28 protein-coding genes and 7 tRNA genes are annotated in these 25,615 nt (G+C 41.4%); 31 read left to right on the forward strand and 4 right to left on the reverse strand.

What is annotated here, in order from left to right:
* Positions 1-18: 18 nt before the first annotated feature.
* Complete coding sequence (locus tag AC3WTB_RS14550) at positions 19-498, forward strand: PH domain-containing protein (protein WP_458209710.1); 480 nt, start codon at positions 19-21, stop codon at positions 496-498.
* Complete coding sequence (locus AC3WTB_RS14555) at positions 488-1,984, forward strand: PH domain-containing protein (protein ID WP_039176705.1); 1,497 nt, start codon at positions 488-490, stop codon at positions 1,982-1,984. The genes AC3WTB_RS14550 and AC3WTB_RS14555 overlap by 11 nt, the downstream gene beginning before the upstream one ends.
* Before the next feature lie 54 nt (positions 1,985-2,038).
* Here AC3WTB_RS14555 and AC3WTB_RS14560 read toward each other — a convergent pair whose 3' ends face one another.
* A complete protein-coding gene (locus tag AC3WTB_RS14560; protein ID WP_041089200.1) occupies positions 2,039-2,644 on the reverse strand; it encodes a rhomboid family intramembrane serine protease in 606 nt (201 codons plus the stop codon).
* Between the two features lie 94 nt (positions 2,645-2,738).
* On the opposite strand from AC3WTB_RS14560, the gene acpS reads away from it, so the two are divergent.
* From acpS to AC3WTB_RS14630, 14 genes are all read left to right on the forward strand, one after another.
* On the forward strand, positions 2,739-3,104 hold the full coding sequence (acpS, locus tag AC3WTB_RS14565) for a holo-ACP synthase (RefSeq protein ID WP_474892696.1): 366 nt from the start codon (positions 2,739-2,741) through the stop codon (positions 3,102-3,104).
* A 160-nt stretch (positions 3,105-3,264) separates the two neighbouring features.
* Positions 3,265-4,281 carry an outer membrane lipoprotein-sorting protein gene (locus tag AC3WTB_RS14570; protein WP_087975235.1) on the forward strand — a complete coding sequence of 339 codons (1,017 nt, stop codon included), beginning with the start codon at positions 3,265-3,267 and terminating at the stop codon, positions 4,279-4,281.
* Positions 4,282-4,422: 141 nt separating this feature from the next.
* Positions 4,423-5,604, forward strand: a complete 1,182-nt coding sequence (alr, locus tag AC3WTB_RS14575) for an alanine racemase (protein WP_064498172.1) — start codon at positions 4,423-4,425, stop codon at positions 5,602-5,604.
* Between the two features lie 294 nt (positions 5,605-5,898).
* Positions 5,899-6,180, forward strand: a complete 282-nt coding sequence (locus tag AC3WTB_RS14580) for a hypothetical protein (protein ID WP_003214273.1) — start codon at positions 5,899-5,901, stop codon at positions 6,178-6,180.
* 4 nt (positions 6,181-6,184) lie between these two features.
* Entirely contained in the window at positions 6,185-6,535 is a 351-nt protein-coding gene (gene ndoA / locus AC3WTB_RS14585; protein ID WP_024425388.1) for a type II toxin-antitoxin system endoribonuclease NdoA, read from the forward strand.
* Positions 6,536-6,651: 116 nt separating this feature from the next.
* Positions 6,652-7,482 (forward strand): RsbT co-antagonist protein RsbRA, encoded by an 831-nt coding sequence (locus tag AC3WTB_RS14590; RefSeq protein ID WP_039176712.1) that lies wholly within the window; start codon positions 6,652-6,654, stop codon positions 7,480-7,482.
* Between the two features lie 4 nt (positions 7,483-7,486).
* Positions 7,487-7,855, forward strand: a complete 369-nt coding sequence (gene rsbS, locus AC3WTB_RS14595; RefSeq protein ID WP_003214235.1) for an RsbT antagonist protein RsbS — start codon at positions 7,487-7,489, stop codon at positions 7,853-7,855.
* A gap of 2 nt (positions 7,856-7,857) precedes the next feature.
* Complete coding sequence (locus AC3WTB_RS14600; RefSeq protein ID WP_024425390.1) at positions 7,858-8,259, forward strand: anti-sigma regulatory factor; 402 nt, start codon at positions 7,858-7,860, stop codon at positions 8,257-8,259.
* 10 nt (positions 8,260-8,269) lie between these two features.
* On the forward strand, positions 8,270-9,277 hold the full coding sequence (locus AC3WTB_RS14605) for a PP2C family protein-serine/threonine phosphatase (RefSeq protein ID WP_039176714.1): 1,008 nt from the start codon (positions 8,270-8,272) through the stop codon (positions 9,275-9,277).
* A gap of 59 nt (positions 9,278-9,336) precedes the next feature.
* The gene (locus tag AC3WTB_RS14610; RefSeq protein WP_017358393.1) at positions 9,337-9,666 is read left to right on the forward strand and encodes an anti-sigma factor antagonist; all 330 of its coding nucleotides are present in this window, start codon (positions 9,337-9,339) and stop codon (positions 9,664-9,666) included.
* Positions 9,663-10,151 carry an anti-sigma B factor RsbW gene (rsbW, locus tag AC3WTB_RS14615; RefSeq protein WP_039176716.1) on the forward strand — a complete coding sequence of 163 codons (489 nt, stop codon included), beginning with the start codon at positions 9,663-9,665 and terminating at the stop codon, positions 10,149-10,151. The genes AC3WTB_RS14610 and rsbW overlap by 4 nt, the downstream gene beginning before the upstream one ends.
* Positions 10,117-10,905 (forward strand): RNA polymerase sigma factor SigB, encoded by a 789-nt coding sequence (gene sigB / locus AC3WTB_RS14620; RefSeq protein ID WP_024427378.1) that lies wholly within the window; start codon positions 10,117-10,119, stop codon positions 10,903-10,905. The genes rsbW and sigB overlap by 35 nt, the downstream gene beginning before the upstream one ends.
* On the forward strand, positions 10,905-11,504 hold the full coding sequence (locus AC3WTB_RS14625; RefSeq protein ID WP_039176718.1) for a PP2C family serine/threonine-protein phosphatase: 600 nt from the start codon (positions 10,905-10,907) through the stop codon (positions 11,502-11,504). Before sigB ends, AC3WTB_RS14625 begins: the two co-directional genes overlap by 1 nt.
* A gap of 76 nt (positions 11,505-11,580) precedes the next feature.
* A complete protein-coding gene (locus AC3WTB_RS14630) occupies positions 11,581-13,740 on the forward strand; it encodes a Tex family protein (protein WP_492333899.1) in 2,160 nt (719 codons plus the stop codon).
* A gap of 19 nt (positions 13,741-13,759) precedes the next feature.
* Here AC3WTB_RS14630 and cmpA read toward each other — a convergent pair whose 3' ends face one another.
* A complete protein-coding gene (gene cmpA, locus AC3WTB_RS14635; protein ID WP_008346893.1) occupies positions 13,760-13,894 on the reverse strand; it encodes a cortex morphogenetic protein CmpA in 135 nt (44 codons plus the stop codon).
* Between the two features lie 99 nt (positions 13,895-13,993).
* Here cmpA and AC3WTB_RS14640 point away from each other — a divergent pair, with 99 nt between their 5' ends.
* The 13 genes from AC3WTB_RS14640 (at position 13,994) to AC3WTB_RS14700 (ending at position 22,101) form a co-directional block, all read left to right on the forward strand.
* Complete coding sequence (locus tag AC3WTB_RS14640) at positions 13,994-14,467, forward strand: SprT family protein (protein ID WP_064498169.1); 474 nt, start codon at positions 13,994-13,996, stop codon at positions 14,465-14,467.
* A 200-nt stretch (positions 14,468-14,667) separates the two neighbouring features.
* Positions 14,668-15,645, forward strand: a complete 978-nt coding sequence (locus AC3WTB_RS14645) for a thiamine pyrophosphate-dependent dehydrogenase E1 component subunit alpha (RefSeq protein ID WP_492333900.1) — start codon at positions 14,668-14,670, stop codon at positions 15,643-15,645.
* Positions 15,646-15,665: 20 nt separating this feature from the next.
* On the forward strand, positions 15,666-16,703 hold the full coding sequence (locus tag AC3WTB_RS14650) for an alpha-ketoacid dehydrogenase subunit beta (RefSeq protein ID WP_008346887.1): 1,038 nt from the start codon (positions 15,666-15,668) through the stop codon (positions 16,701-16,703).
* Positions 16,704-16,720: 17 nt separating this feature from the next.
* A complete protein-coding gene (locus AC3WTB_RS14655) occupies positions 16,721-17,854 on the forward strand; it encodes a dihydrolipoamide acetyltransferase family protein (RefSeq protein WP_492333901.1) in 1,134 nt (377 codons plus the stop codon).
* A gap of 18 nt (positions 17,855-17,872) precedes the next feature.
* Positions 17,873-19,252, forward strand: coding sequence for a dihydrolipoyl dehydrogenase (gene lpdA / locus AC3WTB_RS14660; protein ID WP_492333925.1), 1,380 nt, complete (start codon positions 17,873-17,875; stop codon positions 19,250-19,252).
* Between the two features lie 103 nt (positions 19,253-19,355).
* The gene (locus AC3WTB_RS14665; RefSeq protein ID WP_492333902.1) at positions 19,356-21,203 is read left to right on the forward strand and encodes a sigma-54-dependent Fis family transcriptional regulator; all 1,848 of its coding nucleotides are present in this window, start codon (positions 19,356-19,358) and stop codon (positions 21,201-21,203) included.
* Positions 21,204-21,426: 223 nt separating this feature from the next.
* Positions 21,427-21,501: transfer RNA gene (locus AC3WTB_RS14670), tRNA-Asn, on the forward strand.
* A 4-nt stretch (positions 21,502-21,505) separates the two neighbouring features.
* Positions 21,506-21,596: transfer RNA gene (locus AC3WTB_RS14675), tRNA-Ser, on the forward strand.
* A gap of 9 nt (positions 21,597-21,605) precedes the next feature.
* Positions 21,606-21,677: transfer RNA gene (locus tag AC3WTB_RS14680), tRNA-Glu, on the forward strand.
* A gap of 20 nt (positions 21,678-21,697) precedes the next feature.
* Positions 21,698-21,772, forward strand: a tRNA-Gln gene (locus AC3WTB_RS14685).
* Between the two features lie 31 nt (positions 21,773-21,803).
* A tRNA-Lys gene (locus AC3WTB_RS14690) sits at positions 21,804-21,879 on the forward strand.
* 7 nt (positions 21,880-21,886) lie between these two features.
* Positions 21,887-21,969, forward strand: a tRNA-Leu gene (locus tag AC3WTB_RS14695).
* A gap of 48 nt (positions 21,970-22,017) precedes the next feature.
* A tRNA-Leu gene (locus AC3WTB_RS14700) sits at positions 22,018-22,101 on the forward strand.
* A 654-nt stretch (positions 22,102-22,755) separates the two neighbouring features.
* Here AC3WTB_RS14700 and AC3WTB_RS14705 read toward each other — a convergent pair.
* Together AC3WTB_RS14705 and AC3WTB_RS14710 are read right to left on the reverse strand one after the other, a co-directional pair.
* On the reverse strand, positions 22,756-23,151 hold the full coding sequence (locus tag AC3WTB_RS14705; protein ID WP_492333903.1) for a DUF2283 domain-containing protein: 396 nt from the start codon (positions 23,149-23,151) through the stop codon (positions 22,756-22,758).
* Positions 23,148-23,843 carry a DUF4258 domain-containing protein gene (locus AC3WTB_RS14710; protein ID WP_492333904.1) on the reverse strand — a complete coding sequence of 232 codons (696 nt, stop codon included), beginning with the start codon at positions 23,841-23,843 and terminating at the stop codon, positions 23,148-23,150. Before AC3WTB_RS14710 ends, AC3WTB_RS14705 begins: the two co-directional genes overlap by 4 nt.
* 86 nt (positions 23,844-23,929) lie before the next feature.
* Between AC3WTB_RS14710 and AC3WTB_RS14715 the strand changes: the two genes are divergently transcribed.
* Positions 23,930-24,901 (forward strand): S8 family serine peptidase, encoded by a 972-nt coding sequence (locus tag AC3WTB_RS14715; protein WP_492333905.1) that lies wholly within the window; start codon positions 23,930-23,932, stop codon positions 24,899-24,901.
* 242 nt (positions 24,902-25,143) lie between these two features.
* Positions 25,144-25,347 carry a cold shock protein CspC gene (gene cspC / locus AC3WTB_RS14720; protein ID WP_008346765.1) on the forward strand — a complete coding sequence of 68 codons (204 nt, stop codon included), beginning with the start codon at positions 25,144-25,146 and terminating at the stop codon, positions 25,345-25,347.
* Positions 25,348-25,615: the final 268 nt, after the last annotated feature.

Consider the following 25,615-nt stretch of genomic DNA (forward strand, 5'->3'; position numbering starts at 1 on the left):
AGAGAATGGGGGAAGAATGTGAGAAAACAGCCGCAACGTCAAATTAGTCTAAATGGTTTAAAGGTATGGCGTCTTCAAAATGGAATTATCTCATTGATTTTCTTACTCATCATCATTGGGGTATTTGTTGCTAGCTACTATTTACAATGGCCATATTGGATTGGAGCGATCCTTTCTGGTTTATGGGTCTTACAGGTCATTTTTGGCATTTGGCTCATACCAAAAATCCGCCATCACATCTGGCGCTACGAAGTATTTGAAAATGAAATTGAAATACAGCATGGACTCTTTCGCGTCACACGTGTCATTGTGCCGATGGTTCGTGTACAGCATGTTGATACATCACAAGGACCGCTTTTAAGGCGCTATCGTTTGGCCTCTGTTCAAATTTCGACTGCTGCCACAGTTCATGATATACCGGCGCTAGAATTAGAAGAGGCAGATGAGCTTCGTGATTACATATCTCGTTTAGCAAGGGTGACGGAAGATGATGTCTGAACCAAAACGTGTACATCCTATCTCGATGTTCATTGATTTTATATCAGATGCTGTATCCATGATTAAAAACTTCATTATCCCTTTTTTCGTATTGATTTTTGTGAACTCGAATTCGAGCATCCGCTTTTATGCATTTATCATTCTTGGTGTGCTTCTTTTATGGAAAGCCGTATATACCATTTTAGAATGGAGACGATTCACCTACCGGATGGAAGACGATGAATTTCGTGTGGAATCGGGTGTAATCACGAAAAAGAAAAAATATATTTCGTTAGAACGAATTCAAACGGTCAATACAAGTGAAGGTATTTTCCAACGGATTTTTGGTTTAGTGCGGGTCCAAATCGAAACGGCAGGCGGTACGGATGGTCCAGAAGTGAGCCTGACCGCGATTACAAAAGCAGAAGCGGAACAATTAAAGCAGTCGATTTTCAACCGGAAGAAAAGCTTGCAGGAAGAAGAAATGACGGATGAAGCAGGAGATCTGCATGGCCATTTGGCTGCCCAGAAACCTGTGCAGGAAGAAATCAATGTCTCCTACCGTATGGGTGTGCCAGAATTACTTTTGGCTGCGACCACTTCAAGCGGTATCGGGGTCATTATATCTGGGTGTCTTGCCATCTACACGCAAATAGATGAAATTCTCCCTTTGGACGGGTTCTTCAAGAAGTTCTCTTTTTTAAGTCATGCGAGCGTTGAAATTTATGCGATTTTGATATTTCTTGCCGTATTGATCGCGTGGATCCTGAGTGTTGGGGTAACAGCGCTTCAGTATGCGAATTTTGCTGCAAAGCGAAAAGGGAATGACATTATCATTACAAGAGGACTCATCGAGAGACATCAAATGACCATTCCACTTGCGAGAATTCAAGCAGTGAAAATCAAAGAGAATATTATCCGTGAGCCTTTTGGCTTTGCGACAGTGATGCTTGTTAGTGCAGGCGGTTCGATTACAGAGAAAGAAACCTCTTCCGTCTTATTTCCGCTCATTCGGAAGAAAAAAATAAATGAATTGCTGTCCCAATTCACGGATCATTATCATGTAGCACCAGAAACAGAGCTGAAAAAGGTGCCAAAGCGTTCACTCAAACGCTACTTGATCTCATATGGCTTTGTGCCGTTACTTGTAGGTGTTATCCTGTCGGTGCGCTTTCCGCCATGGGGATATTTGGGACTCATTCCGTTACCACTTGCTCTATTCTTTGGCTATTTAGCTTATAAACAATCAGGATATACAATCAAAGATTCATTGATTCAACTGACATCAAGAGGCATTGGCAAGACCACTGGCATTGTCTTGAGAAAACGAATGCAAAACTATACGATGACGCAATCTTTTTTCCAAAAGAAAGGCCGGGTCGCAAGTATTCACACCTTTGTAAAATCCTCCGCGCTGCTTGATTCTTTTGGTGTGCATCACCTTGAGGAAGAAGATGCTGCACGTGTATTTGATTGGTATTCGTATGAAAAAAATCAATCGTCTTAAACGAAAAATGTCGATCAGCTCCAGCTCAAGGAGTGATCGACATTTTTTATGAGATTAATAGCGTCTTTTTTTCGAATGGAAGAACAGGGTAATAGGTGCTAGAATCATACCGCCGATCAATCCAAATAAGTGAGCCATGATATTGATGTTCGAATTGACGAAGGTCATGATGACAGAAACAGCCAGAATCGTTAAAATCACTTGTGAATTGCCGCGGTCCATCATGTGCGGTTTAAATAGGACAAGGTATAGATACACCCCAAATAAACCAAAGATCGCACCAGAAGCGCCAACGTGTACATACTCTAAAGGCTCCACCCAATAGGTCCCGAGATTGCCAATGAACCCTGCACCAAGATAAATGATTAGAAATCGAACCTTCCCTAGCAAATGTTCAAGCGCTGGGGCGAATAAGAAAAGGGACATAGAATTAAATAAAATATGCGTGAGACTTCCGTGGAGAAAAATAGGTGTGACGAGCCGCCACCATTCCCCAGCCGCTACACCATAGTTGAAACCGACGAGATGATCCTGTCCAAGCTGTATAATAGGGATAGGAATCGCAAATATAAGCCACAGGCCGATTTGTAAAGCAAGGATCGCTGTTACGATTGGATACGATCTAATAAATTGTTGAAAGCTCTCCGTTCGAATAAACATAACAAACCCCTTTTGACTAGATAATGGTAAGTTTATAGTAACACGTTTATGAAGCGAACACTCAAATTAGTACGAGTATCATAGGAGGTACCTCATGATCAAAGGAATAGGCATTGATATTGTAGAGATCGACAGGCTATCGCGAGTGCTCAGCAGACAGCCTCGTTTACCAGAACGAATTTTGACTTTAAGTGAACAGGATGTCTTTCGTACACTCAGTGAAAAAAGACAGCTGGAATTTTTGGCAGGACGTTTTGCGGCAAAGGAAGCTTTCGCTAAAGCATACGGAACCGGAATCGGTCAGTATTTAAGCTTTCATGACATAGACATCCAAAAAGACGATAAGGGAAAACCCTTCATCAAAAGCAAGAAAGCGGAGGGAGATCAGGTTCATGTGTCCATTACTCATACAAAGGAATATGCTGCTGCACAAGTTTTAATTGAAAGGTTGTCAAGCTAGTCTGCATATTGTTTGTCCCCCCTTCATATATTGGGTAGTGCGATAAGGAAGGGCGAGTTGCTAACAGGCTTTGATGGTTCGCGGTACGCAGTTAACTCTTGAGGCGTACTGTTAAAGTCAAACAAGCGGTTTCTTCCTTTTAACACAATTAACGAAGGGGTTGAAAAGGGTGAGAAAAAGCTTTGTTTTGCTTGTAACGGGAATCCTTTTTGTACTGATTCTCTCCGCATGCGGTCAAAAATCTCAGCAGGATATCGTTGGAGATTTAAACAAAAAGGCAGAGGAAATGACATCATACAAAGCCAAAGCAAAAATGACCATTGAGACAGGAAATGACCCGCAGGAGTACCAGGTAGAAATTTGGTACAAAAAGCCGGAGCTTTACCGTGTCTATTTAGAAAATCCGAAAAAGGATCAGAGTCAAGTCATTTTAAGAAACGGCAATGGTGTGTTTGTGCTGACACCTTCATTGAACAAGAGCTTCCGTTTCCATAGCGATTGGCCGAATAATAGCAGTCAAGTCTATTTATTCGAATCACTCGTGAAGGACATTAAGAATGACAGTGCAGCTCAGTTCAAAGCGAAAGAGTCAAAGTATGTATTCGAAACGAAGACCAATTATCAGCACAATCAAATGCTGCCTACCCAAGAGATTACCTTTCATAAGAAAACAATGGCGCCTGCCAGTGTAAAAGTGCTGGATAGCGACAAGAAGCCAATGGTGAAAGTGGAATTCTCTCACTTTGAATTCAATAAATCCTTTGACAAAGATGCATTTGATGAGAAGAAAAACATGACACTCTCTCAAATGGATGTTGCCACAAGTGCAGACCCATCTGACAGCTTTGCGGTGAAAACACCAGTTGATATGCCAGAAGGCGTGAAGAAGATGGAAGAGAAAGAAATGACAACAGATGCTGGGAAGCGTTATGTGATTACGTACGGCGGCAAGAAATCCTTCACACTCATCCAGGAAAAAGCGAGAGTAGCGGAAGCATCTACGCCTGTCACGATGAACGGCGAGCCGGTCGATCTTGGTATGACAGTAGGGGTTCTGACAGATCAATCTCTCTCATGGACTTCTGACGGAGTTGACTACTTAATTTCCTCAAGTGATCTATCGAAGGAAGAGCTGTTGATGGTCGCAAAGAGTGTAGAAGGCCAGTCAGCTAAATAAATGAGGTTCTCAGGCGGAAAGCCTTGATAAATGCAGCATCAGCCCTGTGCAAGGGCTGATTTTCTTTGATTTGTTTCACATTATTCTTGATTTTTAGTATCATATGAGGGGATTGAATCATTCAATAGGGAAGTGTGACTGATGGACACAAATGCCTTTTATAGAGACACATGGGCAGAAATTAATTTAACAGCAATCAAGCACAATGTTTCACATATGAAAGATCATATCGGTCAAAATGTTCAACTGATGGCTGTTGTGAAAGCCAATGCATATGGACATGGAGATATAGAAGTGGCAAGAGCTGCCCTCAAAGCAGGAGCAGACTTGTTAGCTGTAGCCTTTTTAGATGAGGCCATTTCTTTAAGAAATAAAGGTATCAAAGCACCGATTCTTATACTCGGCGCAGTACCGCCGGAGTATGTCAAAACCGCTGTTCGATACAATGTAATTATGACCGCTTACTCCACCAGGTGGCTGAGGGAAGTCGTCGATATGGTGAAAGGGCAGATGGGACAACCCATTCGTTTTCATTTGAAAATAGACAGCGGAATGAACCGTTTAGGTGTGAAAACGTTAGAGCAAGTGAATGAAGTAAAGAAGCTTGTCAGCGAGCATTCTTATTTACAGCTGGAAGGAGTATTTACTCACTTTGCGACCGCGGATGAAAAGGATGAGAACTATTTTGATCGGCAGGTCGACACCTTTCAAACCTTGCTTCAGCCGCTTCATACGGAAAAACTGCTTGTTCATTGTGCCAATAGTGCAGCAGGTTTAAGGTTTAAAGAAGTGTTATTTAATATGGTTCGCTTCGGCATCAGTATGTACGGGCTGTCACCGTCAGAGGAAATCAAAGATGAACTTCCTTTCAAGCTGGAAGAAGCCATGTCGCTTCATACAAAGCTTGCCCATGTAAAGCTCATTCAAAAGGGTGAGAGTGTCAGCTATGGGGCGACGTATACAGCTAATCAAGATACGTGGATCGGTACGGTACCAGTCGGCTATGCAGACGGGTGGATTCGGAAGCTGGCAGGTACGGAAGTACTTGTTGGCGGAAAGCGCCGGAAGATTGCCGGAAGGGTATGTATGGATCAATTCATGGTTGAACTGAAAGAGAACCTTCCAGTAGGGGAGCCAGTCGTTTTGATTGGTGGACAAGGTGAAGAAATGGTATCAGTCGATGAAATTGCAAAAAGGCTTGAAACCATTAACTATGAAGTCACATGCTCCATTGGACACCGCGTCCCAAGAGTATATATAGAGGACGGCAAAAGGGTGCATGTGCGGAATCCGCTGCTTCAAGGCGGGCCAAGCTTTTTCTAAACAGCTTTCACAGGAACGATCGTCAAACTGACATCGTTCCTTTTTATTCTACAAAGAAGGGGTAAACATTCTCCCTTTTTTAGAGATTTTGGAAATACCGTATGATTTTCGGAAAAAAGCGTATAATGTGAAAGAGGAACTCCATTATCATCTTTGATTTACGGGTGAACAGCCGCTTCATGTTCTAATAAGAAATCATGAAAAAACAGCTTTGCTTGCGCATTGAATAATGGTATGATTAGTCTTGGAATGGATCGAAACGGTATCCGTAAGTTTTGTGGAGGTGTATGTTTTTTGTCTGAATCCAGCGCAACAAACGAAATGAAGATTCGACTACCGGAGGCTTTGATGTCTGAAATCGAACGAGTAGCAGAGCAGGATAAGGTAACAAGAAATGAATTGATCTACCGAGCGACAAAAACGTATATTCGTGAACGTAATATTCGACAAAATCGTGAATCGATGAGACGCGGCTACATGGAGATGGCGAAAATTAATCTGAATATCTCTTCAGAGGCACAATACGCAGAATTTGAGGCTGAGAATACAGTTGAGCGATTAGTCAGCGGGGGTTAAACATTTGATTGTTAAACGCGGTGATGTTTACTTTGCTGATTTATCTCCTGTTGTTGGCTCCGAGCAGGGCGGGGTTCGCCCAGTATTGGTGATTCAAAATGACATTGGAAATCGCTTCAGCCCGACTGCTATCGTTGCAGCCATAACAGCCCAAATACAAAAAGCGAAATTACCGACTCACGTCGAAATTGATGCAAAGCGCTACGGCTTTGAACGAGATTCTGTCATTCTCTTGGAGCAGATTCGTACAATCGATAAACAAAGATTGACAGATAAAATCACACATCTTGATGATGAGATGATGGAGAAGGTTGATGAAGCCTTACAAGTTAGTTTGGCTCTTATTGATTTTTAATATGGTGAGATTTGGTTGCTCTCGTGAGAGCAACTTTTTTTTGTGTTCAATTTTTATTAACGTTATAATGAAGAAAGAATAAAAGAAGTGCTGTTTATGTACGTAGGGGGTAAAACATGTCGAATCATATCGTGTTAGCTTTCGCAAGGGAGCATCAAGAGGAATTACAAAAAGAGTGGACGGACATTTTTAGACGACTCGGAGAAAAAGAAACGGACATGATGCTGAACGACAAAATGTATGAAACCATCTGTTCGGAATATGTTCAACTAATCATTACATCTCTTTCAGAGGGGTATAATGAGGATTTTGAAGAAAAAGTGCAAACTCTTGCTTTAAACATTGTTCAAATGGGTATATCACTTAAGTTACTGGCAAATGGTCTAACTGAAATCCGTACACATTTATATCAAAAAATGAACGATGACAAAGATACAACAGAAGAAAGTCATGACCTCATCTGGCAAATCGACCAATTCATCACACCAATTCATAACGAGATCTTAAACCAGTATTCCATCTCATGGGAGAAAACAGTCAGCCTTCAAAAAATTGCGCTGCAGGAACTTTCTGCCCCGCTGATCCCTGTATTTGAGCACATCACCGTCATGCCGCTTGTTGGAACAATTGATACAGATCGTGCGAAAAAAATTATGGAGAACCTGCTCAATGGTGTCGTCAAACATCGCTCACAGGTCGTCTTAATTGATATTACGGGTGTCCCTGTTGTTGATACAATGGTAGCCCACCATATCATTCAAGCGTCTGAGGCTGTGAGATTAGTAGGTGCGAAGTGTTTGCTTGTCGGTATTCGCCCAGAAATAGCCCAAACCATTGTGAACCTTGGAATTGATTTATCTCAAGTTACAACAAAGAATACCCTTCAAAAAGGAATTCAAACTGCTTTGGAAATGACAAATCGAAAAATTGTTTCATTGGAGGGATAACCTAGTGAGAAATCACCCGAAGATTCCAATCTTAAAACTATATAACTGTCTTCTGATTTCAATACAGTGGGAGCTTGATGATCAGACAGCTCTCCACTTTCAAGAAGACTTGCTGAATAAAATTCATGAAACAGGAGCAAACGGTGTTGTCATTGACCTCACATCCGTCGACATGATTGATTCCTTTATTGCAAAGGTATTAGGCGATGTCATCACGATGTCCAAGCTCATGGGGGCAAAAGTTGTATTAACAGGAATACAGCCAGCAGTCGCTGTGACGCTGATTGAACTTGGAATATCGCTTGAAGAAATTCAGACAGCACTAGATCTTGAACAAGGGCTTGAGACACTGAAGCGGGAATTGGGGGAATAGATATGAAAGACCAATCCTGTGTAAGAATATTGACGGAATGGGACATAGTCGCAGCAAGACAATTGGGGCGCAATGTTGCAAAAGAACTTGGATTTGGAACAGTTGACCAAGCAAGAATTACGACGGCCATTTCAGAATTAGCTCGAAACATCTATTTATACGCTGGTAAAGGTCAGATTTGTATAGACGAAGTGATGGAGCGCGGAAAGCGTGGACTCAAAGTCATCGCAGCCGATGAGGGCCCGGGTATCATGGATATACGTAAAGTAATGGAAGACGGATTTTCAACATCAGGCGGACTCGGAGCAGGTCTTCCGGGTGTCAGAAGACTGATGGATGAATTTAAATTAGACTCTGCACCAGAACAAGGAACGGAGATACAAGCTGTTAAGTGGCTTCGCTAGGAGGGAAACCATGGATTTTAAGGAGGTAATGGAGCAGCGGTACCATCAGCTGCTCAGTCGTTATATCAGTGATTTAACTGAAACATCGCTTTATCAAGCTCAAAAATTTAGCCGTAAAACCATTGAGCATCAAATACCTCCTGAAGAAATAGTGAGTGTTCACCGAAAAGTGATTCAGGAGCTTTACCCTGATTTGCCGGAAGATGTTTTTCATTCACTAGACTTCTTAATTGAAGTCATGATTGGGTACGGACTTGCTTACCAAGAACATTTAACACTCAGAGGCATCCAGCAAGAAATAAAATCTGAAATCGAAATTGCTGCAAATGTTCAGCAAACCCTTCTGGAAACGAAAATTCCAGAAGGAGATACCTTTGATATTGGTGCGATTAGTGTACCGGCAAAACAGATGAGTGGAGATTATTACCACTTTGTAACGGATCACGATACAATCAATATCGCGATCGCAGATGTCATTGGAAAGGGAATCCCGGCAGCGCTCTGTATGTCGATGATTAAATATGCGATGGATTCCTTACCAGAGTCAGGGAGCGGCCCAACAAAGGTACTGAAAACCCTGAATCGTGTAGTCGAGCAAAATGTAGATCCAAGTATGTTTATCACGATGTTCTATGGCAGCTATAATAAAGAAACGCATGAGTTTAAATATGCATCGGCTGGTCATGAGCCGGGCTTTTTCTATTGCAAAAAAGAGGACAAATTTTACGATTTAGAAGCGAAAGGGCTTGTCCTCGGGATTGCACCAGACTTTGATTACAGACAGTATGAGAAGCATTTAGACATAGGAGACATGGTGATCTTATTCTCTGATGGGGTCACAGAATCCAAGTCAGAGGACGGTTTCCTAGAGCGGGAAGACATCAAAGCACTCATATCAGAGCACCTATCCTACTCAGCTCAAGAAATGGTGGATGCCATCTACGCCAGCTTACTCAAACTGCAGGATTTTCAGCTGCACGATGACTTTACTTTACTTGTTCTCAAAAGAAAGGTTTAGAAAGTGAACATGCGGGTATATAAAACTTTAGGAAACAAGAATTTCGAGGTGAATGCATAATGAATATGTCTGTAAAAGAGCATCAAATAGATCAAAAAACGAAAATCAGTGTCAGCGGAGAAATCGATGTGTACTCCGCTCCTCAGCTAAGAGAAACGCTCATGCCTAAAGCAGAGGCGGGAGAGCATCTTGAAATCTGTCTAAAGGATGTTACGTATATGGATAGTACAGGTTTAGGTGTATTCGTTGGGCTGTTTAAAGCGGCTCAAAAAGCAGGTGGAACATTAAAGCTTGAGAACTTGTCAGAACGGCTTGTAAGGTTGTTTGAAATCACTGGATTAAAGGACATCATTGACATTTCTGCAAAGTCAGAGGGTGGGGTACAATGAACGAATCAGTAGATCTAATCGAGATGAAAATACCGGCAAAACCAGAATATGTAGGCATCATTCGTTTGACTCTTTCAGGTGTAGCGAGCCGGATGGGCTATGCCTATGAAGAGATTGAAGACTTAAAAATTGCCGTCAGTGAGGCCTGTACAAATGCAGTTCAGCATGCCTACAAAGGTGAAGACGGCGAAGATGGAGAGGTAGCTGTTCGCTTTCTTGTCTACGCGGATCGTCTAGAAATCATTGTCGCTGACAAAGGCGGTAGCTTTGACTTTAAGCAAAAACAGGAAGACTTGGGACCGTACACATCTGCTCATACGGTGGATCAATTGGCAGAAGGAGGTCTTGGTTTATACTTAATGCAAACATTGATGGATGAAGTCGAGGTGCAAGCAAACTCCGGAGTTACCGTGGCGATGACAAAGTTTTTAAACAGGGAGCGAGTTGACCATGACACAACCATCCAAAACTATGAAACTAACTAAAGATGAAGTAGATCGCCTCATCCAAAGCTATCAAACCAATCAAGACGAGCAGGCGCAGCTCACGCTGGTCGAATGCTATACAAACTTGGTTGATATGCTGGCGAAAAAATATTCTAAAGGAAAAAGCTTTCATGAGGACCTCAGACAAGTTGGAATGATTGGTTTACTTGGCGCTATTAAACGATACGACCCGCTCGTCGGTAAATCATTTGAAGCCTTTGCTATTCCAACCATCATCGGGGAAATCAAACGCTTTTTACGAGATAAGACATGGAGTGTCCATGTACCAAGGCGGATCAAAGAGCTTGGACCAAGAATCAAAATGGCAGTCGATCATTTGACAACAGAGACACAGAAATCACCTAAAGTCCAAGAAATTGCAGAATATCTGGATGTAACAGAAGAAGAAGTACTCGAAACCATGGAGATGGGCAAAAGCTATCAAGCACTGTCAGTTGACCAAGGCGTAGAGGCTGATTCTGAAGGAAGTACTGTGACGATTTTAGACGTTGTCGGCTCACAGGAAGAAGGCTACGAACGTGTGAACCAAAAAATGATGCTTGAGAGTGTGCTTCATGTGCTGTCGGATAGAGAAAAAGAGATTATCAATCTGACTTACTTGCAAAATAAGAGTCAGAAAGAGACAGGCGATTTACTCGGCATATCCCAAATGCATGTATCGAGACTGCAGCGGAAGGCAGTGAAAAAACTGCGAGATGCATTATCAGAAGATGCGTCTATGGAGCTAGGGTAATGAAACAGATTGAACAGCATGAGCATGTAAACGCCATTATCTATCAATCGAATAAAGAAGGAAAACCATGCTGCGGGGACAGTTTTTTTATTAAAGCAGATGATGAAGAACTAATTTGTGCTGTAGCAGACGGATTAGGCAGCGGCCAGTACGCCAATGAATCATCTTCTTTAGTCAGCGAAATTGTCGAAGAATATGGACATGAGGATGTAGCGACCCTCATCGACAGATGCAATCAGGCCATGAAAAATAAACGCGGTGCCACAGCTGCGATCTTAAAGGTGAATTTTTCTCAGCAGCAATTTACCTATTGTTCGGTTGGTAATATTCGTTTTATCTTGAATGCACCTTCTGGCGACTATATTTATCCACTTCCGACATCAGGATACTTATCAGGGAAACCTAGAAAATATAAAACATACACCTATTCCTACGAAAAAGGATCGATATTCATTATGTATTCAGACGGACTGAATGTGCCAAACATGCGCATGTGTTTAAAGCATGGACATTCAGTTGAAGACATCGCCAAACAGCTTGAAACATACACACAAGACAAAAAGGACGATCTCACCTATGTACTTGGTCAGCTCACGTAAAATAGCTGACCTTTTTTCTGTTTTGCCGGTTTTTTTGATACACTAAAAGAGAAGACACAGTGAGAGGATGCAAAGTATGAAGACATCTGACTTTTTATTGAAACAAATTGCGACAGAATTAAAGCTTTCAACGAAACAAATTGAAAGTGTGATCAAGCTTTTAGAGGATGGCAACACCGTCCCGTTTATTGCCCGTTATCGGAAAGAGCAGACAGGCTCACTGGATGAGGTGCAAATCCAAACCATTTCAGAGCGCTATACATATATCCAAAATGTCACGAATCGAAAAGAAGAAGTCATTCGCTTAATTGCTGAACAAGACAAACTAACCGATGAATTAAAACAGAAAATTGAACAAGCTCATAAACTGCAAGAGGTCGAAGATTTATACCGGCCATTCAAACAAAAGCGCAAAACAAAGGCGAATGTAGCCAAAGCAAAAGGGCTGGAGCCGCTGGCGGAATATTTACTCACGCTGCCAAGCGATCAGATCGAGAAGAAGGCAGCTGCTTTTATGAATGAAGAAAAAGAAGTGACGACTGTAGAAGAGGCACTTGAGGGTGCGCAGCACATCATTGCTGAACAGCTGGCAGATGATCCTGATATGCGAAAATGGATTCGCAGTGAAACGTACCAAAAGGGCAGTCTGGTCACATCAGGAAAAGACGTCGAAAGCGATGAGAAAAACGTCTATGAAATGTATTACGATTATCAAGAGCCAATCAAAAAGATTGTCCCGCACCGTGTACTAGCGGTCAACCGCGGGGAGAAAGAGGGCATTTTAAAGGCAGCCATCGAACCACCTGCTGAAAATATTCGCTTCTATCTCGACAAACAAGTTCTAAAAGGCAAACAGACGACGGCGAGACCGTTTATTGAAGCAGCAATCGATGATGCATATAAACGTCTCATTCAGCCTTCCATCGAACGAGAAATACGAAAAGAGCTGACAGAAAAAGCAGAGGAACAAGCGATTCATATTTTTGCTGAAAACTTAAGAAAACTGCTGCTTCAACCGCCGATGAAAGGGAAGCGTGTACTTGGAGTCGATCCCGCATTTCGGACAGGCTGCAAATTAGCCGTCGTGGATGATACGGGCAAAGTCCATCATATTGGCGTCATTTACCCGCACCCGCCTGTACAGAAAAAAGCGGAAGCGAAAAAAAAAGTGAAAGAGATCATTCAATCATCAAACATTGAAGTCATTGCGATTGGAAACGGTACAGCCTCAAGAGAGACAGAACAATTCATTGCAGACTTGATTCAAGAGCTGGATCAGCCGGTGTCCTATTTGATCGTGAATGAAGCAGGAGCAAGTGTTTACTCGGCATCTGCGCTGGCACGAGAAGAGTTTCCAGATCTGCAAGTTGAAGAACGAAGCGCCATTTCAATCGCTAGAAGATTACAAGATCCTTTAGCAGAGCTCGTGAAAATTGATCCGAAGTCTGTTGGTGTGGGCCAATACCAGCATGACGTCAGCCAGAAGCAATTAAACAGCTCGTTAACCTTTGTCGTTGAGACAGTCGTCAACCAAGTTGGTGTAAACGTCAATACAGCATCACAGGCGCTGCTGCAATATGTATCAGGCCTTTCAAAAGCCGTCGCTGGGAATATCATCAAAAGACGCGAAGAGATTGGGAGATTCACAAGCAGAAAAGAATTGAAGGATATTCCAAGGCTCGGTGCTAAAACATATGAGCAGTGTATCGGTTTCTTGCGTATTACAGACGGACAAGATCCGCTTGACCGTACAGGCATTCACCCAGAGAGCTATAAAGAAACAAAACAGTTTTTACGCATGATCAACATGACGCCAGACGATCTTGGCACAGAGCAGTTAAAAGAGAAAATTGCTGAAGTGAAACTGGATGAAGCAGCAGAACAGCTAGATATTGGAACAATTACACTTCAAGATATCATCGATCAGCTCACAAGACCTGAGCGTGATCCGCGGGATGAAGTCCCAAAACCGCTGCTCAAAACAGATGTATTGAAATTGGAAGACTTGAAGCAAGGAATGGAGCTGCAAGGAACGGTAAGAAACGTCGTAGACTTCGGCGCATTCGTTGATATTGGCGTAAAGCAGGATGGGCTTGTGCATATTTCCAAACTAAGCAATCGTTTTGTGAAGCATCCGCTTGACGTTGTATCAGTTGGTGACATTGTGACCGTCTGGGTGGACTCGGTTGACCAGGCAAAAGGTCGCGTTGCCCTCTCCATGTTGAAACCAGAGTAAACAAAAAACGAGGCGCACCTTAGGATGGGGTGTGCCTTGATGTGACTGAATGTTTTTTTCTATAAAAGTACCAGCATTGATTCAGCAATTTGATTTGATAATGATTTTTCTCATAAAATGCCTTCTGCATCTGATTTTTCAGCCAGTTGGGCATCGCCCATTCCTCCTTTGATCGAAACAGTGGGTGTATCTTCAATGTATGCATAGGGGAAATTGTCCCGTTCGAGGTTTTTATAGAAAGGAACGATCTTGATTGAACGAGAGAGAGTTACAGCAGTTAACAGAGCACATTTCCCAGCAGTTCTTTGGCAAGACATTCCGCCATCAGGCTGTTTTTAATGAACGGTTAAAAACGACAGGCGGACGATATTTACTTGGTACACACAATATCGAACTGAACCGCCGATACCTAGAGGAGCATGGACGAGAAGAATTAATCGGGATCATCAAGCATGAGCTGTGTCATTATCATCTACATCTTGAGGGAAAGGGCTATCAGCATCGCGACCGTGATTTTAAAGCGTTATTAAAACAAGTAGAAGCCCCGCGTTTTTGTACACCGCTTAAGACCGTACAAAAGAAGCGACGTGCGGGGAAACGCCATGAATACATTTGCACAGGATGCGGCCGGTCTTTTATCAGAAAAAGACGGTTTGATACCTCTCGTTATGTATGCGGCGTCTGCAAAGGGAAATTAAAGTGGCAGAGCACAACCGATTCATTATGATAAGCATTCCTCTAAGGGGATGCTTTTTTTATTCCATTAGATGTGTGGACATATGGAGACAAAAAGAGACGCATGTCTCATTTTGTCTCTTTTTTCATCGGTGTGATTCGGTCAAAGCCTAAGTGTTCATGTATCTTCATGTTGGCACGATTTTTGCTTGTATAGTAGTGCAAGCAAAAAAGGATAGGAGGTTTTACCAAATGGAAAAGGCATTGACTAAAGAAAAAGCCGTATGGATGTATCAAAAAATGCAGGAAATCCGCCAATTTGAAGATCGAGTACACGCGCTTTTTACAAAAGGAATCTTGCCGGGGTTTGTCCATCTTTATGCTGGCGAAGAAGCTGTTGCCGTAGGAGTCTGTGCACATCTGAATGAAAAAGACAGTATTACAAGTACCCACCGCGGCCACGGCCACTGTATAGCGAAGGGCTGTGATCTAAAAGGAATGATGGCAGAAATCTATGGGAAAGCCACAGGTCTTTGTAAAGGCAAAGGCGGATCCATGCACATTGCAGATTTTGATAAAGGAATGCTTGGTGCCAACGGAATTGTTGGAGGCGGCTTTCCTCTTGCGTGCGGGGCAGCCCTCACAGCTAAATATAAGAAGACAGAAAATGTAAGCGTTTGTTTTTTTGGGGATGGTGCAAACAATCAAGGAACTTTCCACGAAGGAATCAATCTCGCGGCCATCTGGAAACTGCCCGTCATTTTCATCGCAGAAAACAATGGGTACGGAGAAGCGACACCATTTTCCTATGCTTCAAGCTGCAAATCAATCGTCGATCGAGCGGCCGGTTATAACATTCCAGGGATTCAGGTAGATGGAAAAGATGTGATGGCCGTTTATCAAGCCGCAGAACAAGCAATTGAACGAGCGAAAAATGGAGAAGGTCCGACATTGATTGAATGTATGACATATCGGAATTATGGCCATTTCGAAGGAGACGCCCAGCGTTACAAAACCAATCAAGAAACAACAGAACATCAAGAAGAGAGGGATGCGATCACTCTTTTTAAAAATGAATTGATCAAGCAGCAGCTGCTGACGAATGGAGAGCTATCAAATATTGAAGCGGCAGTAACTGAAGCGATAGATGAAGCCGTTCAATTCAGTGAAGAAAGTGAATATCCAGATCAGACCGAATTATTGACCGACGTGTATGTTTCGTATCAATAAATCAGAAGGAGGAGAGGAAAATGACAAGAGAAATCAGCATGTCTAGTGCATTGAATGAAGCGATTAAGCTTGCCATGAGAAGAGACGAGGATGTCATTTTAATGGGGGAAGATGTTGCTGGAGGCGCTCATGTAGATCACTTACAAGATGATGAAGCATGGGGCGGCGTGCTCGGTGTAACGAAAGGAATCGTTCAGGAGTTTGGACGTGAGCGAGTCCTTGACACACCGATTAGTGAAGCTGGCTATGTAGGTGCGGCCATGGCAGCTGCTTCCACAGGGCTAAGGCCAATTGCGGAGCTCATGTTTAATGATTTTATCGGGACCTGTCTGGACCAAGTGCTGAATCAAGGGGCTAAATTTCGATACATGTTTGGCGGAAAAGCAGAGGTGCCAATCACAATCAGAACGACACATGGAGCGGGTTTTAGAGCAGCTGCTCAGCATTCGCAAAGCTTGTATGCGTTATTTACAAGCATCCCTGGATTGAAAGTGGTGGTGCCTTCTTCACCATACGATGCCAAAGGATTGCTGCTGGCAGCCATCGAGGATCAGGACCCTGTCATCTTTTTTGAAGACAAAACGCTTTACAATATCACAGGAGATGTTCCGGAGCGATATTACACGCTGCCGCTTGGCAAAGCAGATGTGAAAAGAGAAGGATCAGATGTGACCATTTTTGCAGTAGGCAAACAAGTTCATACAGCACTCGAAGCAGCAGAACAATTAGCTGCCCAAGGAATTGAAGCCGAGGTGATTGATCCTAGAAGCTTGTCACCGCTCGATGAAGAGGCCATTCTGACTTCAGTAGAGAAAACGAATCGGCTTGTCATTGTGGATGAAGCAAATCCGAGGTGCGGAATTGCCGCAGATATTTCTTCTCTGGTTGCGGATAAAGGCTTCGATTTACTCGACGCTCCAATCAAAAAAGTGACGGCTCCTCATACACCGGTCCCATTTTCACCACCGCTTGAAGATATATATTTGCCGACACCTGATAAGGTTGTGAACACTGTCTTAGAGATGGTTGGAAAAAGTCATGACAAGATCTTGAACTAAAGAAAGGAGAGAGGGAGATGGCTGTCGAGGTTGTGATGCCGAAATTGGGAATGTCAATGAAAGAAGGAACGGTATCTGTCTGGAATAAAGAGATCGGAGAGACCGTGAATAAAGGGGAAAGCATTGCAAGCATCAACTCTGAAAAAATTGAAATGGAGATCGAATCACCTGCAGAAGGAACTATATTGGATATAAAAGTGTCTGAGGGAGAAGGTGTACCGCCTGGCACGGTCATCTGCTATATCGGTGAAGGAAATGAACAGGTCGAGGAAAAGAAAGAAAAAGACCTGCCGCTAAAACAAAAGAAAGAGAGAATAAAAATCTCCCCTGTTGCACGTAAGATTGCTCAAAGTGCTAATTTGGATATTCATACATTAGTGGGAACAGGTCCAGATGGGAGAATCACGAAAGCGGATGTGCTTCGGGCACTTCCTGATGAAAAAGAAAAACAACATAATGAACCAACAAAGCATCAGCCAGCCAGCATGATGCGGAAAACCATTGCCTCGCGAATGATGGAAAGCCTGCAAACAAGTGCACAATTAACAATAACGATGAAAGCGGATGTGACAAAACTTACAGCTTTACAGTCTGAGTTGAACGAAACAGCTGGAGCACAACACGATATGAAATTAACCATGACCGATTTTGTAGCCAAAGCAGTGATTCTTTCTCTGCAAAAGCACCCTGCAATGAACAGTCAATATCAACATGATAGAGTCGAAACTTTTGAGCATGTACATCTTGGAATCGCTGCTGCTTTAGATCACGGGCTGGCAGTACCTGTTATTCGGCATGCGGAAAAGCTTTCACTTATTGAACTGGCGAAGAGTATCAAATCGTATGGCAAAAAAGCACGTGAAGGCAAAATTCTCCACGATGAAATTGAAGGCTCTACCTTTACAATCACTAACCTAGGTGCCTATGGTGTGGAACATTTTACCCCGATTTTAAATCCGCCGGAAGCAGGTATTCTTGGCGTTGGAAAAGCGGATCACATGCCTGTTTATCAGGGGAATGAATTATGTAAAGGGACGATCCTGCCACTCAGTCTGACATTTGACCATCGTGTGCTGGACGGGGCGCCGGCATCACAATTTTTATCAACTGTTAAAGCCTATTTAGAAAAACCAGTATCCATTCTTTTATAGGAAGAAGGTGAAATGACCATGACGCTAGTCATTATAGGAGGCGGGCCAGCAGGATATGTGGCGGCAATAACAGCCGCCCGTTTTGACAGAGAGGTTGTACTAATCGACCAAGGCCTGTTAGGAGGTACCTGCCTGAATGAAGGCTGTATTCCAACGAAAGCTCTTTTGCAAAGCGCCGATATGTACGAGCATGTGAAATCAGCTGGTCATTTTGGAATTGAGCTTCCAGGGAAGGAGCCTATCATTCATTGGGATGCCGTTCAAAAGCGGAAACGGTCAGTCGTCAAGCAGCTGACTGATGGCGTTCGTTATTTGATGAATAAAAACAAAATCAGCGTGTTAAATGGGAAAGCATCATTTCTTTCGTCACATGAGCTATTGATAGAAAGTGAAGGGACATCTGAAATCATTCAAGCAAAACAAATCATTATTGCTTCAGGATCAGAACCTGCTGCTTTACCCTTCGCACCATTTGACAGGGAGTGGATCATTGATAGTAAGGATGCCATGACGCTCCCTTCAATACCAGATTCGCTTTGTATCATTGGCGGAGGGGTGATCGGCTGTGAGTTTGCAAGCATCTTTAGCAGAATGGGATCAAAGGTTGTCATGGTTGAACAGGCAGCACACATTTTACCTGAAGAAGATCACGATACCGCTAACTGTCTTCACGATCAGCTTCAAAAAGCTGGTGTGGAGATTTTGACATCAGCAACAGTCAAACAGCTTGATGCAATCTCAAAAAAAGTGGTGGTTGAGAAGGATCATGGAGAGCGCTGTGACATCAAGGCCGATCATTGTTTAGTCGCCATTGGCAGAAAGCCGAGGCTGGGAGAGCTGAATCTTGAACAGGTCGGCATTGAATTTGATAGAAACGGGATCTTCGTCAATGAGCATATGCAAACCAATCTTCCGCATATCTATGCGTGCGGTGATGTGACAGGCGGTGTTCAGCTTGCTCATGCTGCTTTTCATGAAGGAACGATTGCGGCATCACATGCATCAGGTGAAGATGTAAAGGTCAACGAACAAGTGGTTCCAAGGTGCATCTACACGTCTCCAGAAATCGCGAGTGTCGGTTTAAATGAAGAGAGTGCTAGAAAACAATATGGGGAGATTCGGATAGGGAAATTCGCTTTTTCTGCTAATGGAAAAGCACTCATTTTAAATCAGCCAGCTGGTCAAGTAAAGGTCATTGTCGAACCGCAATATCAAGAAATTTTAGGTGTATCCATTATCGGGCCAAATGCAACAGAACTAATTGGACAAGCGGCAGTGATGATGCATATAGAGTTGACAGCTGATACATTAGAGCAATTTATTGCGGCACATCCGACACTCTCTGAGGCGATACACGAAGCCTTGCTGCAAACAAATGGACGAGCGGTGCACTGCTGATAGAGAAACATTTTATCCGAATGAATTCCTGGGTCAGCCAATAATTGAAAGCGCTTTTATAATTATCTATAATGGATAAAAAGCCCCCAGAGGAGAGGATGGAATGAATCCGACGCCTTGTTATTTAAATACTTGGAAACGTTTTGTTCGTGAAGGTTTACTTGATAGGTCTCGTCTGGATAAGAGAGTGATGGAGTCATGGCACAGATGTAAACAGGCAAATGTGAACCCGTATTTAGATAAAGGACAGTCGTTGTTAGAAAAGGAATTATTCAGTATTCAAAAAAAGAAGTACTCACTATTCCTAAATGCCGCTCTTCCTTACTTAAATAAAATTAGTGAGCAATTAAAAGAATCGGACATGATGGCTTTACTCATCGATGCAGATGGCTATGTGCTGAGTTTGACAGGAAGCCAAAGGACGCTGGTAGAAGCGAAAAAAATAAATTTTATGGAGGGCGCGCGCTGGACCGAAGCCGATGTGGGGACGAACGCTATTGGAACGGCACTGGTCATTGGGGAAGCTGTAGCGATCAACGGAACTGAGCATTTTTCAGTCGCTTCCCATCATTGGAGTTGTTCAGCGGCCCCTATTCGTGATGCAGACGGCACGATCATAGGAGTCATTGATATCTCCTGTATGGCGGATCAAAGGCATCCTTTTATGCTTGGGATGGCTTCAACAGTTGCATATGCTATAGAGAGAGAAATTCAGGTCCAGCAAAAAAGGAAAGAGATGGAGCTGGTCAGTCATTGTCTCCAGCAGGTGGAAGCGGACGAGCCGTATGTTATCTGTAATGAGAAAAAGCAGATTGTTTCGGCAAGCAAACCGATTAGAGATCGGTTTTCAGACTGGTACGGAATGGATGTTGAGCTGCTCATGGACGAGACATTTGTTACAAGGGACAAGCAGATCATTCAGTCAGAACAAGACGGAAAGCTGCTTGGGATGGCTTTTTCTCTTGAAGAAGCAGAGAAGAGACATATCACCGTTTCTTTTCCTCAATTTCCCGGGGAATCTGGAACAAGTACAGTATTTCAGCAGACACTCAGCGAATTGAAACGAGCGGCACAAACAGATGTAAATGTATATATTTGGGGAGAAACAGGTACAGGGAAAGAACTGGCCGCTCGAGCAATTCACTTAGCTAGTGAAAGACATAAAGGACCGTTTATTGCCGTTAATTGTGGAGCCATACCAGAAAGCCTATTAGAAAGCGAACTATTTGGTTATGCTGAAGGAGCTTTTACAGGGGCAAAACGTCATGGAGCAAAGGGGAAATTTGAACAGGCGCAGAAAGGAACTCTCTTTTTAGACGAAATTGGCGAAATCCCTTATGCGATGCAAGTGGCGCTACTTAGGGTCATTGAAGAAAGAAAAGTCGTACCGCTCGGCGGGACACACGAAATCCCTTTGGATATTAGAATCATAACAGCGACACACCGGAATATGAACGAACTGCTGAAGGAAGGAAAAATACGTGAAGATTTGTATTACCGTCTTCATGTCTATCCAATCAACATCCCGCCGCTTAGAGAAAGAAAAGAAGATATTGTTGATTTCTATCGCTATTACCAAAAGAAACACCAATGGAATGCGACTTTTCCTGAATCTTTTTTTCGTAAGCTAGAAGCGTACCACTGGCCAGGAAACATACGAGAGCTTTTTAATTTATTTGAATATATAAGGGTACTGTTTCCTAAAGGAGGTTGGATTGGTGAATCGCAATATGCGGCGGTATTAGAGGCGATGGATCAGAAAAAGCAGAAGCTGCATCTACCAGAGTATACCGAGAATCCAAAAGAACTCACGCTAAGGGAACGCATTCAAAAGCAAACAGTGATAGAAGCACTGCACAAAACGAAAGGTCATGTGTCAGAAGCAGCGAGGCTGGCAGGGGTGCCAAGAAGCACCTTTTACAAGTGGATGCGGAAGTATAAGCTGTCATGAACTCATAGGGGTCACATCAGCAAGAAGACCTTGGTCTTTCAGTTAGAGGTCGGGGTCTTTCTGTCATGTCTAAACAGAAAACAAAAAGGAAGGAAGAAAGGCTTGACTGTTATATTAGTATATGTTAAATTATAAAAGCCGTCGCTAATGAGACAGGAATGAAATACTTAAAAATTCTTGACACATTTTTCTGGCATAGATATAATGAAACATGTCTTATTATTCCGCAGTAGCTCAGTGGTAGAGCTATCGGCTGTTAACCGATCGGTCGTAGGTTCGAGTCCTACCTGCGGAGCCATAATGGAGAAGTACTCAAGTGGCTGAAGAGGCGCCCCTGCTAAGGGTGTAGGTCGCGTAAGCGGCGCGAGGGTTCAAATCCCTCCTTCTCCGCCATTATTGTATGGCCCGTTGGTCAAGCGGTTAAGACACCGCCCTTTCACGGCGGTAACACGGGTTCGAATCCCGTACGGGTCATGTTTTGTTTTTTGATTCGTTGGGCTATAGCCAAGCGGTAAGGCAACGGACTTTGACTCCGTCATGCGTTGGTTCGAATCCAGCTAGCCCAGCCATATTTTATATATGTTTTTCTGCATAGCAGATGAGCCATTAGCTCAGTCGGTAGAGCATCTGACTTTTAATCAGAGGGTCGAAGGTTCGAGTCCTTCATGGCTCACCATTGTCACGCGGGTGTGGCGGAATTGGCAGACGCGCTAGACTTAGGATCTAGTGTCTTTATGACGTGGGGGTTCAAGTCCCTTCACCCGCATTGTTTTTTCAAACAGTGCACTTATGAATATATGAGCACATCATACACGCGGTCGTGGCGGAATGGCAGACGCGCTAGGTTGAGGGCCTAGTGGGTGAATAACCCGTGGAGGTTCAAGTCCTCTCGGCCGCATCAATAATACCAAGGGTTGTAGACCTTTGGTATTTTTATTTTATATAACTTCTAAATAAATCTGTCCACTCACCTTAAGTAAGTGGACTTTTTTGTTAGAGATCGATATTTTTATATAATGTCGTCTGATTGTTCTGCCTTGCCTTTGAAGTTACTTTTAAGCTTTAATCATAAGCTTTTCCATTTGGATCAGTGATGCTGTTTTCTTTAGATATGTTCGACTGAGATTTTCAAAAATAAATCTCCTGGTAATGCTAAAAGATATTTATTCTTGAAGTTTTGTTCTGAAAAAAGAGAACTGCAGCATTTGAAGGGAATTACCCTCAATTTAACATAATGATGACCACTAAAAGCATTGAAATCTCTTTGCAGGTGATAAAGAAAATTTTTTCGACTTGGAGGATACGAGAAAGACTTTAAATATTAGAGAGGATCTTTTAGTAACGTTCTTATAAAAGTGACCTTCATATGTAAATATTAATTAAACGTAACCGAAAGACATAGAGTTTTTAGTGATAATTTAATAATACGTTGAAGAGGAGAATTAATTCTTCTGACTGTATTTTTATTTCAAATAAAGAAAATATAGTTCAAAAACACTCACTGATTAGGTGAGTGTTTTAAATATAAATACATCAGGCTACAATAGGTTGTTTAATTCAAAAGCTCTATTTTATATTTTTCGTTATCTAAAATTTTATAACCGACAAAGTTAGTGTAATCTTCATTCTCAAAAAGGAATTCAATTCCTAAAAATATGGATGAGCTTTTTACAGGTTTATCAACTAATAAAAAATAATATGAACCATCTATTTGTTTATACATTTGAGAAATTTCATTATTTTTGATATAAATCGCTTCTTCTCCAAAAATCTCCAAACCAACTATCTTATTTTCTTTATCAATATCTAAAGCTATCAACTCATTAGCTTCTAACTCTTCTGTTTCCTTAATTTTATATTTATATTTTTTATTAAAGACATATATATATCCAAAGTTAGCAGCTTTATCAAAAGTTATCCTATTCTTCATTATCTTCATAATCTTCATTTTTTCCACCTCTTTTTAACTCCACTTTTATATACTGTAGTCAAAGTATTGCCCTGTTTAGCAACAGCTACACCCTTATAATGATATACTGTAGAATTATACTTTGGATCATAATACTTTTTACCGTATTTCACCGCATCAAAGACTTGTTTAGGAGTAATATGACGTTGAATCATTCTTAAACCTACATGCCAACTGACAGTTAAAACCCTAATGCCTGCTTTTCTTAATAAGAATACTGTTGCTGAAATAGCACCTCTAATAAGTAAAGGAGCTATTAAAGCATCAACTTCACTTTCCATTGCTAGTTCTTCTTCAATTTGTTCTTCTTGGTCAATTAAGAGTTGCACATCAATATCTGGATTAATGTTATCAATATAAGAGAGTGTTTCATCATCTAATTTAAAAGCACTTTCTTTTAAGTTAGAAAATGTTTCCTGATACTGTTCTTTTTCTTTATCTGACATATTATGATCAATATCTTTTGCACTATTTATAATACTCTGATCATTAATCAGAAGAGAAATATCTTGTTTGAGTAACTTTTCGTCAGTGAAACTAGTGTTATTTTGTGGTTCGATGGTTACTTCATACTCTGATTCTTGTGCGGTTACAGTTGTAATGGTCGGCCCTATAATAGTAAATAACATAATTAAGGCGATAGTACAACTAATTTGTTTTAAATGTTTCAAAAAATTCCCTCCTATTAAATAAAATCATGTATATTATAATATGATAATAAAGTAATATCAACAATAATATGGGGGTATAGGTAAAAATGAACAAAAATTATATTTATATTATTTTAGTCACTCTTCTTTTTTTTGTGAACATGTCTAAAGTTTCAGCTGATGAACCTCAACATAGAGTTAGAGAAATCGCTGGTAATTACGGTTTAACTGGAAAAGGAGTATCAATAGCCATTTTAGATACTGGTTATAGAGGAAATAATATCAATATTATTAAGAAGTACAATGTAGTTCACGAAGGGGATAATATAGAAGACAATAATGGTCATGGCTCATTAACAGCGAATATCATTGGATCTAAAGATTTTGGTATCGCACCTGAAGCTGAATTGTATATTATAAAAGTTCTAGAAAAGAATGTTTCTGGTAAATATGATGCTGTTATTAAAGGTGTTGAGAAAGCGATACAATATGATGTAGATATTATATTAATGAGTTTAGGAGGTACAAAGTATTCTAAAGAACTGGAAAATATCATTAAGAAAGCATTGAAAAAGGATATTGTCTTAATATCTGCGGTTGGAAATGATGGTCTATCCAAAAAAGATACAATTAGATATCCTGCAAAATTAGATGGTGTAATAGGCGTTGGAGCTGTTAATCAAAATGGTCATAGGTGGTTTCAATCTAGTAGGGGAAGAGGTATTGATATTATGGCTCCAGGTGAAAATTTAAAAAGTGTTGATCATAATAAGAATGAAACGAGAATAAGTGGAACTTCTGTAGCAGCTGCTTATTTAGCTGGGTTTTTATCACTGATGTTACAAGAGGAAAAAAATATAACTAATAAACAAATTCTTAATGTGTTATCTAATTATAGTAAAAAAGAAAAAGATGTTAGCTTATATGGGAAAGGTGTTCTTAATGAAAAGGAAACATTAAAACATTTAAGAAGAGCTAATATATACTCCATTGCATTAAAAGTTGCAATTATTCTAATTATTTTATTGATTATGTGCTTTTTGGTATATAAGTTTAAAGAAAAGAGACGTTTCTTCTAATTATGAGAAACGTCTCTTTCCAGGGATAGATAAAAAATGAGAAATATTTGATAAACTTTTCTTCTTAACTATATATGTTATGAGAAAAAAATTGCAATTATTACCGATTCATGCTATAATGAAAAGTAATTATTTTTGTTCGGCGTAAAGGATAGTATGAAGATTGACTTTTCGTCTTGAGGGTACTTTGGGCAAGGATAGTATAATACATTGTGTGGTAAACGCACGAGGAGGCAACAATCATGGAACAAGGTACAGTAAAATGGTTTAACGCAGAAAAAGGTTTTGGATTTATCGAACGTGAAGAAGGCGACGATGTATTCGTACATTTCTCAGCTATCCAAGGCGACGGATTCAAATCTTTAGACGAAGGTCAAAAAGTATCATTTGACGTAGAGCAAGGTTCTCGTGGAGCTCAAGCTGCTAACGTTCAAAAAATTGCTTAATCTTCATTCTTCTAAAACAGGTTCTCTACGGAGAGCCTGTTTTTTTGCATGAAAAAACCCTACTCAACGTACAAGTAGGGAGATGGTACAAGGTATTCGTCAAAATTTCATGCTTCAAAGGTTAGTTTAGTATAACATACTGGATTGACAATATGCGGAATTTTCCTAAATAATTTCTTTTTCTTTTCAAAGTGACAGGGCGTGGAGCTATTCGTAGAGAATGTTCAACAAATGAGGGAGAAGGTGGGAGTAAAAAAGTGGTATAAAT

The organism is Bacillus sp. EB106-04-04-XG123 (assembly GCF_058791855.1).